The organism is Dorea sp. 210702-DFI.3.17, assembly GCF_020560825.1.
GTDB classification, from domain to species: Bacteria; Bacillota; Clostridia; order Lachnospirales; family Lachnospiraceae; genus Dorea; species Dorea formicigenerans.
The window spans coordinates 44,442-56,415 of the sequence record NZ_JAJCNB010000005.1 but is presented as its reverse complement, the minus strand read 5'-3'; the positions used below and the strand labels follow the sequence as shown (position 1 = coordinate 56,415).

Genomic DNA, 11,974 nt, shown 5'->3' with positions numbered 1-11,974 from the left:
TCTCTCCTTGATTCTCAATTCATTCTCGCCTTATTATGTGGCTGCAATTACATTGACAATTCAATGCATTGTGCCTGTTCTTTTATAATTGTACAGTAAAATACCACAAACATACCAGCACTTTCACAACTTCAAATACCACTAATGCAAGTACTGCTGTCATATACAGTAATGTGTGAGATCTGCGGATATCCTCCGGTTCAATCTCCCGGATCGCATCTCCGATCGTAGGCTTCTTGCAAAGCTTTCCAAAATACCAGGCGTCTCCGGCAAGCTGCACATCTAATGCTCCTGCCATAACGGATTCTGTCTGTGCAGAGTTGGGACTTTTATGATTATATCGATCCCTCAGGAATACTTTCTTTGCATTTTTCCAGTCCATGTGCGTAATTGCAGATGCCAGAATCATAAGCCAGGCAGATAATCTTGCCGGGATATAATTCACTACGTCATCAAATTTTGCTGCTGCCGTGCCAAAATACTGATATTTTTCATTCTTATATCCTACCATGGAATCCATGGTATTAACTGCTTTATAACCAAATCCAAGCAAAGCTCCGCCGATTACCATATAAAAAAGAGGTGCAATAACACCGTCTGACGTATTTTCTGCAACAGTTTCTACCGCAGCCTTTGTCACTCCTTCGATCGTCAGATTCTGTGTATCCCGTCCCACGATCATGGAAACGGCTTTTCTTGCCCTCGCAATATCTCCTGTCTGAATTTCCTGATAGACACGGTCACTCTCCACCTTCAGTGACTTTGTTGCAAGGATCTGATAACACATAAAGCTTTCCACTGCCAGTCCAAGATAAAAGGAAATGTGGTATGCAAGATACAGAATTCCTCCTGGAACTGCCATACTGACTGCCACCACGATTACGACTAATAATCCTCCTCCGATCCGCTCCCCCGTTTTTCCACTAGGGAATAAGCTTCTTATAATTTTTTCCACCCCTGAGATCAAATGACCGATCATTCTCACCGGATGATACAGCCACACCGGATCTCCAAACATCAGATCCAGCACAAATCCCGCCATCACCGGAAGAAACATCTGCAATAATAAGTTCATATCCTTCTCCGTTCTTCACTTGATAATCATAATAACTGCCGTCCGGCTGACCATTCTCATCTCTGGCATATCGATCCATGATACTCATGATCGTTCCACCATGCGCCACAACTGCGACGCTCTTGATCTGATCATGTCTGCACTCCTTTATGACCTTTTCAAAACCGCGCACACATCTTTTTCTGAATTCTTCCGGATCCTCTCCTCCCGGAAATGTCATGGTCCCCCCACTGTCAATCCATGCCTGATATTCCGGGCAATCCGACAATTCTTTATAATTCTTATTTTCAAATATACCAAAATCACATTCCCTGAGTTCTTCTACTTCATAAAAGTTTTCTTTGAAAATCAATTTTGCTGTTTCCATGCAGCGCTTCATGGGACTTACATATACCCTCTGGACTTCCGGATATATATTTTTCTGAATATAACTTTCCAGTAATACAATTCCCTCCGGGCAAAGTGATTCATCCGTCCGTCCAATATATCGTTTTTTCAAATTGCCTGCCGTCATAGAATGACGAATTAAATATAGTTGTATCATTCCATTTATTTCCTCATATAAATCTGCTTCCATTTATCATAATTTGGGCTTTTGCTCCTAACATCATCATACTTCTAGTATCAAAGATAAACTATTTGACCTGCGCCTTAATTACCGTCGGAATTCCACAGACAACTCTTATCACACTCTTTGCATCTTTCGCTAGCTCTGTGCAGATGCGCCCTGTAGTTTCCCGTACTTCTCTGAGAAATGGGTCCATCGGCACGATTCCATATCCAATCTCGTCCGTCACTAAAATCAAATCTGGATTTTTCTCCTTCAACTGCTTCGCCAGTTCGGAAATATCTTCTCCTTCCGAGAGCAATCGTTCTATATATTTATGAAAATGAAAAATTCCCCTGTACTGAAAGATTGCTTCTTTTTCGCACTGCTCTCCGTCTGTCCAGCGCACATCCGGAAACGTCTCCTTTGCATAGGCAAGTTTCCCCTGATATGCTCCTCCTATAATCATGATCATCTCTTTTCACATGCCTCGTCTTTCTCTGCGTATATCCTATTGACCTTGCAGCTACTTTAATAACAATAAAATCTGTTCCATCACTACAACTGCCAACGCCATCAGAATTTCACACATTTGTAGGAAATACCCTGCCAGATCTCCAGTGACCCCGCCAAATTTGCTGATACACATGTGATGATAATGCCAGAATACAAGAAGTGCCATAATCACCGCTGCTGCTCCGGACCATTTCCCCACCACAATCATGAGTGCACTAAGTACAATCAAATATATCATGAGCGTTCTTCGGTTCACTCTTTTTTCCGCACTTTCTGAAAATGTTGCCACAAGCCCCTGTCCTTTTTTTCTCGCCTGTGGAAAACAGATAACCGAAAGTCCACTCAATGTACGCGACAGTATAAAGCTAATGGCGATTACTTTCACTGCATGAGCTGTAAGCATAGAATAAATCCCCGTGTACGCTAAAAAATATACACTGCAGGAAATAATTGCAAATGCTCCGGCATGAGAATCTTTTAAAATCTCCAGTCTGCGTTCCATCGGCTGATAGGAACTTAAAGCATCCTGTGTATCCAAAAAACCATCCAGATGAATTCCGCCAGTAATAAAGATGGGAATCAGCACTAATAAAATCGTCAAAAAAAGATTACTACTGCCTGGTATTCCAGAAGATAAAGTTTCCTGCCTGTCAGCCAGCCATCCTCCTGCCTGATAGACAACCCATGACGCCAGACCGATAACAGCACCCACCCACGGAAAAAAACACATCGCAAGCGACATATTTTCATCTGTCCATTCACTTTGTGGCATGGGAATCTTGCTGTACATAGAAAATGCAATTTTAAAACTATTCCACATTTTTTTCATACTACTTTGTAACCTTCCTATTTCTATATCCCATCATAGTTGGGGCTTTTGACTCCAACATCATTTTACTATTTGCTCATTTTATCTTAATCGGGATTCCATAGACAACTTCTGTTACCTGATCTGCCATTTTTCCAAGCTCCTGATTGATCTTTCCGAGAAGTCCGATATATTTTTTTGTTTCTTCTGAATAATCCTGCAGATCACTATGCACTTCGTTCGTCACAATCGCTAATCGCTCCGTCTGTGTGTTCAAATAACGGATTCCTTCTACAATCGTCTCCAGAACCACTTCATCCTCTGCAAGACTTCCATCTTCCTGATATAGCACATCCGCCAGTAAATTGGAAACGCACTCTAACAGAATTCCTCCTGTTTTAGCATTCTCCTGATTTTTTTCGTTCCTACAAGTTTTATTGATATCTAAGATACTTTTACTTCTCTTCCACCTTTGGATAAAATCATCAAGCGTCCTCAAATCTCCATAACACTCCAGCGTCTGAAATCCTTTTCCGGCGCGCATCTGCCTGTGGCGTTCAATCTTCTTTTGTGTCTCTGCACCAAATGGACGCATGGTCGCAATATACAGATATGGGCATATCGCTTTTTTTTCTTCGCTTTTCTCCGGTTTTCCGGTCAGCCACATTTCCGCATAGGCAGATTTTCCACTTCCACTGCCCCCGGTTATTACATGCATCATCATTTTATCCCCAGACTTTCTTTGAATATTCTATTTATCTCCTAATTCTTCATAATCGTCAATGTGAATATCGGAAAATGTACTCATTTTCTCATATACAGCCAACGCCATATCCAGTACCGGAAGAAATGCAACAGCTCCTGTCCCTTCTCCAAGACACATATCACAAGTCATAGATGCTTCCCTCCCAAGTGCCTTAAGAAGAATATGCATTCCCGGCTCTTTGGACACATGAGACACAATGATATATTCTCTGACTTTATTGCACATTTGCACTGCTGCAAGTGCCGCTACCGCTGAGATGAAACCATCCATAATTACCGGAACGTGGTAATACGCTCCGCCCAGATAAATTCCAACAAGTCCGGCAAGATCAAATCCTCCTACTTTTGAAAGTACATCTACCGGATCATCTGCATTTGGCTTATTTTTTGCAATGGCTGTTTTGATAGCACATATCTTTCTTCTAAGACCAGCACTGTCAAGTCCGGCTCCTCTCCCGGTCATTGTCTCCACTGATTCATCTAAAAGGACACTCGCCACTGCACTGCTAGTCGTTGTATTACCGATTCCCATCTCTCCGGTCGCAAGTATCTGATATCCTGCTTCTTTTTTCTCTTTCACAAGATGCACTCCTGTCAGGATTGCCTGAAGCGCCTCTTCTCTTGTCATTGCAGGCTCTTTCACCATATTCTTTGTTCCATAAGCAACTTTATAATTCGGTACTCTTGTATCACGAACCATACCAATGTCTATCGGAAACAGATCTACCTCTGCACTCTGACACATAATCGCGGCGCTGGTAGCTCCTTCCAGAAAATTCTCTGCTACAATTGCAGTTACTTCCTGTCCGGTCTGTGTCACACCTTCTTCCACGACACCATTATCTGCACACATAGCTATCAGTGCACGATTCTTAAGTTCTACCTCGGCATTTCCAGTAATTCCGGCAATCCGGATAATATGCTCTTCCAGCTTTCCAAGGCTATGTAATGGCTTTGCGATAGAATTCCATTTCTTCCGGGCAGTTTCCATAGCCACATTGTCCAGATTTTCGATTCCATCTATAATAATTCCAAGTTTCTCTTCCCTTGTCATCTATTAATAACCTCCTGCTTCTTAGCTTCCTATCCCTCTTGTCTATCCTGACATCATGCCTGTTAATCTTTTTCTTTATATCTTCTGCACGCACCCGCAAATGCTTCTGCAACTTGTGGATTTCCCATATAATGAATATGTGGATATCCTGCCAATATTGTATCTGTACTGATCATACACTCCCATCCCCTCGTGGACATCGGTTTTTTCGCTGTAAATGCATGACCACATTCTTCTGATTCGTAATAATGAAATTCATGTGCTGTAATGTTTCCAACATTATGACCAAAAACTGTCCCTTTGGATAATATAATATATCCAAACCTTCTCAGTTTTTCTGTCTTATAGCTTTTTCCAAAAAGTGCTCCGGCCATATCATATATTTTCCCGTCAGAACCTTCCAGCCGTTCCTGCAGATACATAAATCCTCCACATTCAGCAATACATGGTACTCCCAACGTTACTGCATGGCAGATACTTTCACGCATAGAATCATTTTCACTTAATTCTTTCGCATACAGCTCCGGATACCCTCCATAAAGAACAATTCCCTGTATATTCTCAGGCAGGCTTCTGTCGTGTATTGGTGAAAATGTGACAATTTCTGCTCCCAATTTTTTTAAAATCTCCAGATTATCCGGATAGATAAAACAAAATGCTTCATCATGTGCAACTGCAATTCGAATTCCTTTTTGCAAAGGGTCTGATAAGTTCAAAAGATGCTCTTTGACTTGTGTATCTTCCTGCATTGCTGATACATTCCGGGCAAGTTCTAATATTCCGTCCAAATCTACGGTATCTTCCATCACCCTTGCCAGATGTTCCAGCTTTTCATCGATTTTCTCTACTTCTTCCGGAATCTGCAAACCCAGATATCTGCTTTCCAGAACACATTCTGATACAACCGGAACATATCCATATACGCGGACTTTTAACTGTTCTTCTATCATCTGCTTCATCCTTGCATACATCATCGGGGAGATACGGTTTAAAATCACGCCCTTGATATGATGTTCTGTTTCATATTCCAAAAATCCTTTTACAACTGCAACTGCAGAGACAGAGACTCCTTTGCAATCTAAAATCAATATAGCTGGTGTATCTGTTGTATCTGCCACATCCCATGCGCTGGCTTCTTTTGAAATTCCGGCAATTCCATCATAATATCCCATCACACCTTCCAGAACACAGATATCTCTGTTCTTTCCATGAGAAAGAAGTGATTGTCTCACTCCTGTTCTTTTGCACATAAAGGTATCCAGATTGTAACTGTCGATTCCAAGCACTTTCCGGTGGAACATCGGGTCGATATAATCTGGTCCACATTTAAATGCAGCACAATTAAGACCACGATTTTTCAGAGCCTTTAATATTCCACATGTAATCATCGTTTTTCCGCTTCCACTGGATGCGGCTGTCAATAATAATCTTGGAATTGCATTACTATTTCTGTTATTGTCTTTATCATCTATGGGCTGCATATTTTTTCTGTTTAACTCCTTATTCAAAGTCCGGCCGTATAATTAATCTAATTCAAAACTTACAACATAAATCGGATTCTGTCCTGTCATCATATGATAACTTCCAACTACTTTAGATTTTGCAATATTGACCTGCACAATTTCATCATTTTTAATCGGATATTTTCTGCAATATTCCAGAGTCTGCGCCAATGTCTCCAGTGAAATAGCATTTAATACCACTCTTGCCTGTGGATTCTTTTTCCTGATAAGCTCCAGAATCTCTTCCAGTCGTCCTTTACTTCCTCCGATAAATACACAGTCTGGTGCCGGAAGATCTTTTAATATTTCCGGCGCACTGCCTTCAATAACTTTTATGTTGCTCACTGCAAATTTTCTGGCATTTTCCTCAATAAGACCAGCTGCCTCCGGATTGATTTCCACTGCATAAACCTGTCCGTCTTCTGCCTGAATTGCAGATTCCACAGATACAGATCCGGTTCCCGCCCCGATATCATATATAATATCCGACTTTCTGATCTTCATTTTTGAAAGACTGATGGATCGCACTTCCTCTTTTGTCATTGGAACATCTCCACGGATAAATTCTTCATCATTCATTCCATGAGTCACCGCATTTTCTCCACCATATGGATTGGCAATGAGCACCGCTGCAAGATTGTCTCCATCATAATCCAGGAATTCTGACACATTTCCTTTTAAAATCTGCTCTCCCTCATAAGTAAGCTCTGCCCCGACTGCCATGTTACAATCTCCAAGTCTGGCATCGATCAAAGTTTTTGCAAGCTTACGGACATCTGCTGCAGAACCTGTCAGTGTAAACGTATACTTATTATTTTTCACAGCTGCAAGAAGATTTTCCTCTCGTCCATGAATGCTGACAAGTTTTATGTCTTCCCATGGAATCTGAAGTTTTGCACACAAACTGGAAACTGTAGAAATTCCCGGTAAAATCTCTGTCTTTACACGATCAGGCTCACCACTTTTTTTCAGCCTGTCACGGATCGTTAAAATCAATTTCTTTGCACCACTGTAAAAGCCAGGATCTCCTGACAGTACAACTACTATATTTTCATCTTGTGGATGACTGAAAATATAATCCGTAATTTCATCCGGTTTGTAAGCTGCAAATGTCTGCTGTCCTTCTTTTACAACAGATTTTAACATACGTGATGCACCGATCAGTACATCGGCTTCCTCACATGCCTTTTTAACTTCCACAGTCATTGAACCTTCTGTTCCCATTCCGATTCCTGCAAGCGTCACTTTTTGCATTGTTTTGAAATGATACTCTTCTTTTAACAGATCAATGATTTCTTCGTAAGTATATCCGGACTCTTCTTTCTGACGGCCCAAAACGATGATTTTCACACCAGCCTTTTTCGCTGCATTATATTTTTGCAGGAACCCGCCAATATTTCCCGAATCCTTTGTCACCATATAAGAAATGTCATAGCTCTTCATAATTGCATAATTCATTTCCACCGAAAATGGTCCCTGCATACAGATCAGATTCTTTCCGGTAAACCCAAGCTGTTCACACTTATGTGCCACTTTCGCTGTTGAAAGCACTCTCGCATAAACACGTTTTTTGTAATCTGTGAGATTCTGAAAAGCTGCCAGTTCTTTACTTCCTGTCGTTGCCAGAATATTTCCTGTCGTCTGCTCCAGATATTCAATTGCCTCTTCCATGCTATCCACATAAATGCAATCTGACTTTTCAGCTCCTGTATCCCTTAAAATCCTCAAATACGGAACTCCGGCTTTTTCACATGCATTTTGCAGGTTTTCTGTCACTTCTATCGCATAAGGGTGAGTCGCATCCACTACATATGAAGGATGATATTCATTGATAAATTCTATCATCTGATTTTCATCCATTCGTTCATGTGTTGTTGTAATATTACTTCCCTCTGGCAGCAGACTCTCTCCATATTCTGTTGCCACGCAGACATGAACACTGACTTCCCTTTTTACTAAAAATTCTGCCAGCCGTCTTCCTTCTGTTGTTCCTGCATATATTAAAATTTTATTTTCTGTCATATCGATATCCCCTTGGTGTAACCATTTTATGTTTAATTATTTTTGTCATTTTATTCCCTATATAAACGGTAGAAAACATATCTACCTCGGTATTTCGTAGCTCTTTCAGTGTCAGTATGTTCATACTTTCTTCTTCTCTTGCAATATTTCTCACAATACCGCATATAATACTTTCTTCTTTGTACTCAAGCAAAATATCACAAGCCCTTGCAAGATAATCTTTTCTCTTTTTGCTGGAAGGATTATATAAAGCAATCAGAAAATCCGCCTGTGCTGCCGCCCGAAGTCTCTTTTCAATCAGTTCCCACGGCGTCAGAAGATCACTTAAACTAATCAGACAGCAATCGTGTCCAAGCGGTGCACCAAGCACTGCTGCTCCCCCCATTGCTGCTGTCACACCCGGAAGAACCTCGATCTCGACTTCCGGATATTCTTCTCCGATTTCATACATGAGTCCTGCCATTCCGTAAATCCCGGAATCACCACTGCACACCATAGCTGTCACACGCCCTTTTTTTGCCTCTTCAAATGCCAGCCGGCATCGCTCCGGCTCCTTTCTCATCGGCGTTGTCATAAATTCCTTTTCCGGAAAATATTTTTTCATAAGATCTACATATACTGTATACCCAACAATCACATCACAGCCCTTTAGCGCTTCCACCGCTGCAACCGTCATCTGCTCATAAGCACCAGGTCCCATTCCAATCACATATACTTTATTCAAAATCCACACTCCATTTCTCCACTGCCACAGCAACTGTCACTCCTTCGTGCGCTGTCTTGTGTACCAGAATTTTCTCCCCTCCGGCACACATAGCACTTCTTTCACACACATTATCAACACCTGTGGTCTGTTTTACAAATTCAGATCCTGTAAATGTCCCTTCTGCCTGTTCCAGCTCTTCTTTCGAAAATGTCTGAAACGGTATGTCATATTTTTCACAGTATGTACATAGTCCAGGCTCTTCCTTCTTTAAATCAATGCTTGCTGCAAGTTTCACTGCTTCCGGAAAAATTCCATACTCCTCAAGCACCTGTGTTACATGCTTTTCAATCTTTTCAGCAGCAGTTCCCTTCTTACAGCCAATCCCTAAAACCACAGCTTTAGGAATCAAATACAACACCTGTGTTCCGCTTCCTGCAGGTACATCGTTTTTACAGATTCCTATGTGGATCTTTAAAGCCCTTGAATCACATCTGTCTGACTCATGTATGAATTTTAATTCTTTTGGAATCTGTCCTATGACAGAGCATTCTGGTTCTATCTCTGCTAAAACTTGTTTGCCAGCCAAAATATCTGCAGATACGAGTTTTGCCAGTTTCATATCTTCTATATATAATCTATTTTTCTTTGCAAATATATCAACCGCCCACTTCTGATTCAAATCTGTTGCTGTTGTGATCACGGCCTCCATGGAAAGCATTTGACTGAGTTTTTCTGCAAGTTCATTGGCACCTCCAATGTGTCCGGACAAGATTGGAATACAGTATTTTCCAAGCTCATCTATAACCAGTACAGCCGGGTCTTCTTTTTTGGACACTACAAATGATGCAACTGCCCGAACTGCAATTCCTGCTGCACCTACATAGATCAAAACATCAGATACTTTCCAATGTTCTCCGGTCCATTCTTTCAGGCTTCCCTCATAAGAATCTGCCTCTTCTTTACATTTGACATTCTCTGCTACAAGCCAGTCTTCTGCCGACAAAGCTTTCCTGACTTTTCCAGCCGTCTTTCTTCCGTTTGCAGTAAAGCTCAGAATTGCAGCTTTCATCTAAGAATCACTTCCTTTCCGGAATTCAGTTGTGAATCCCGGATCATACAACTTTGACCGTTCATAATGGCTGTGAGTCACTACATTTCCCACAAGGATCAGTGCAGTCTTTGTAATCTGATGTTTCCTTGCTGTCTCCACAAGTGTATCTATCGTACATACATATGCCTCTTCCTCCGGCCATGTTGCTTTGTACACAATTGCTGCCGGCGTATCTGGTGCATATCCTCCGGCAAGCAGTTCTTTTACCAGCTTTTCCAAAAGTCCTGTACTTAAGAAAAGAACCATCGTTGCACCATGTGCAGCAAAACTCATGATCTTTTCCCGCTCAGGAACCGGAGTCCTTCCTTCCGTTCGTGTAATAATAACACTCTGTGACACCTCCGGAAGAGTATATTCCAGATTCAGTGCTGCTGCCGCTCCACAAAATGAGCTGACTCCAGGGCAGGAATCATAATCAATTCCTTTTTCATCAAGAATGTCCATCTGCTCACGGATTGCACCATAAAGACAAGGATCACCCGTATGAAGTCGTACGGTCATCTTATCTTCTTTTTCTGACTTTATCATAACCTCTATGACTTCTTCCAGTGTCATATAGGCACTATTATAAACTTCGCAGCCTTCCTTTGCATATTCCAGCAATCCTTTATTGACCAGTGATCCAGCATAAATGATTACATCTGCTTCTTTAAGATATCGTTGTCCTCTTACCGTAATCAAATCGACCGCTCCCGGTCCTGCTCCTACAAAATGTATCATTGATTTTCTTCCTCCCACAAATGCATCAAAGTATCTACCTTACTTGTTTTTCCCAAAATTCCATACACATTTGAATATAAAATTGCCCCAACAGGCATCTGATCTGCCATGCGGTATTCCATATATTTTTCAATGGATCTCATGATTTGCCCGATTGTAGCTTCTCGCTCTTCTTCACTTAAAAGTGCAAGCGCATCATCGGTCGTCACGCAATCCAGAACCGCTCTGGCGCGATCTGCGGAAAATCCAGCCCGTAGCATTGCCGTTGCCAAAAGATCCATACGGCAGTCTGCCCATCTGGAATGCGTATTCATCACTCCACCTGATACTTTGATCAGCTTTCCGATATGTCCGGCAAGTACAAGCCCTTGAAACTTACAATCTGCTGCCATATCCATGCTCTGCCCTATATAATTACTGCATTTTACTACATCTTTATCCTGAATTCCATATGCTTCTCGCAGAAAATCCAGCCCATAATTCCCTGGCGCCATAATGAGATAGTTCTTTCCCTCTGCACGCCTGATCTTCATCTCTAATTCAATCGTATCAAGCAGAGCCTGTTCACTCATCGGCTCCACGATTCCACTTGTTCCCAAAACAGAAATACCGCCTTCAATTCCAAGTCTCGGATTAAATGTTTTCTTTGCCAGTTCTACTCCCTGCGGAATGGATATCTCTATTTTAATTCCGCCGTCGTACCCATACATTTCACACGCCTCTTCGACTTCTCTTAAAATCATCTGTCTCGGCACTCGATTAATTGCAGCATTTCCTACAGGCTGATCCAATCCGGGCTTCGTCACCCTGCCGACTCCAATGCCTCCGTCCAGGACTATACCAGATTTTATTCTGCTTACTTTACTGTATACTAAAATTCCATTTGTAATATCCGGATCATCTCCACTGTCTTTTCGTACTGCGCAGGAAACAGATTCTATATCCGGATTACTTTTATTATATTTATTAAATTCTTTTTGAGCCTCAGCGATCTTCAGTGTCAACACTTCTTTTCCTGGTAAAGACACTGTGACCTGATCTACGCTGACATTTCCAAGAAGCATTGTGACCGCGGCCTTTGTTGCTGCCTGTGCACACGTTCCTGTGGTATATCCTCTTCGGAGTTTTTTCGTCATAGTTTTTACCTT

The 11,974-nt window shown here is 41.7% G+C and carries 12 protein-coding genes; all 12 read right to left on the bottom strand.

What is annotated here, in order from left to right; translation table 11 throughout:
• Positions 1 to 82: 82 nt before the first annotated feature.
• The gene (gene cbiB / locus LI149_RS05260) at positions 83 to 1,018 is read right to left on the bottom strand and encodes an adenosylcobinamide-phosphate synthase CbiB (protein WP_243862430.1); all 936 of its coding nucleotides are present in this window, start codon (positions 1,016 to 1,018) and stop codon (positions 83 to 85) included.
• Positions 924 to 1,619 carry a histidine phosphatase family protein gene (locus tag LI149_RS05255; RefSeq protein ID WP_227143053.1) on the bottom strand — a complete coding sequence of 232 codons (696 nt, stop codon included), beginning with the start codon at positions 1,617 to 1,619 and terminating at the stop codon, positions 924 to 926. The genes cbiB and LI149_RS05255 overlap by 95 nt, the downstream gene beginning before the upstream one ends.
• Before the next feature lie 91 nt (positions 1,620 to 1,710).
• The gene (locus tag LI149_RS05250) at positions 1,711 to 2,091 is read right to left on the bottom strand and encodes a bifunctional adenosylcobinamide kinase/adenosylcobinamide-phosphate guanylyltransferase (protein ID WP_005338752.1); all 381 of its coding nucleotides are present in this window, start codon (positions 2,089 to 2,091) and stop codon (positions 1,711 to 1,713) included.
• 57 nt (positions 2,092 to 2,148) lie between these two features.
• A complete protein-coding gene (locus LI149_RS05245; protein ID WP_173785961.1) occupies positions 2,149 to 2,967 on the bottom strand; it encodes an adenosylcobinamide-GDP ribazoletransferase in 819 nt (272 codons plus the stop codon).
• 76 nt (positions 2,968 to 3,043) lie between these two features.
• A complete protein-coding gene (locus tag LI149_RS05240) occupies positions 3,044 to 3,670 on the bottom strand; it encodes a bifunctional adenosylcobinamide kinase/adenosylcobinamide-phosphate guanylyltransferase (protein WP_331464035.1) in 627 nt (208 codons plus the stop codon).
• Between the two features lie 27 nt (positions 3,671 to 3,697).
• Positions 3,698 to 4,765 (bottom strand): nicotinate-nucleotide--dimethylbenzimidazole phosphoribosyltransferase, encoded by a 1,068-nt coding sequence (gene cobT / locus LI149_RS05235; protein WP_168933726.1) that lies wholly within the window; start codon positions 4,763 to 4,765, stop codon positions 3,698 to 3,700.
• Positions 4,766 to 4,827: 62 nt separating this feature from the next.
• A complete protein-coding gene (locus LI149_RS05230; protein ID WP_168933725.1) occupies positions 4,828 to 6,246 on the bottom strand; it encodes a cobyrinate a,c-diamide synthase in 1,419 nt (472 codons plus the stop codon).
• A 42-nt stretch (positions 6,247 to 6,288) separates the two neighbouring features.
• Positions 6,289 to 8,289 (bottom strand): precorrin-6A reductase, encoded by a 2,001-nt coding sequence (cobK, locus tag LI149_RS05225; RefSeq protein ID WP_227078617.1) that lies wholly within the window; start codon positions 8,287 to 8,289, stop codon positions 6,289 to 6,291.
• A complete protein-coding gene (cobJ, locus tag LI149_RS05220) occupies positions 8,276 to 9,013 on the bottom strand; it encodes a precorrin-3B C(17)-methyltransferase (RefSeq protein WP_044911913.1) in 738 nt (245 codons plus the stop codon). Before cobJ ends, cobK begins: the two co-directional genes overlap by 14 nt.
• Positions 9,006 to 10,064 carry a cobalt-precorrin 5A hydrolase gene (locus tag LI149_RS05215; RefSeq protein WP_168933722.1) on the bottom strand — a complete coding sequence of 353 codons (1,059 nt, stop codon included), beginning with the start codon at positions 10,062 to 10,064 and terminating at the stop codon, positions 9,006 to 9,008. The genes cobJ and LI149_RS05215 overlap by 8 nt, the downstream gene beginning before the upstream one ends.
• Entirely contained in the window at positions 10,065 to 10,826 is a 762-nt protein-coding gene (gene cobM, locus LI149_RS05210) for a precorrin-4 C(11)-methyltransferase (protein WP_168933721.1), read from the bottom strand.
• A complete protein-coding gene (gene cbiD, locus LI149_RS05205) occupies positions 10,823 to 11,962 on the bottom strand; it encodes a cobalt-precorrin-5B (C(1))-methyltransferase CbiD (protein WP_168933720.1) in 1,140 nt (379 codons plus the stop codon). Before cbiD ends, cobM begins: the two co-directional genes overlap by 4 nt.
• Positions 11,963 to 11,974: the final 12 nt, after the last annotated feature.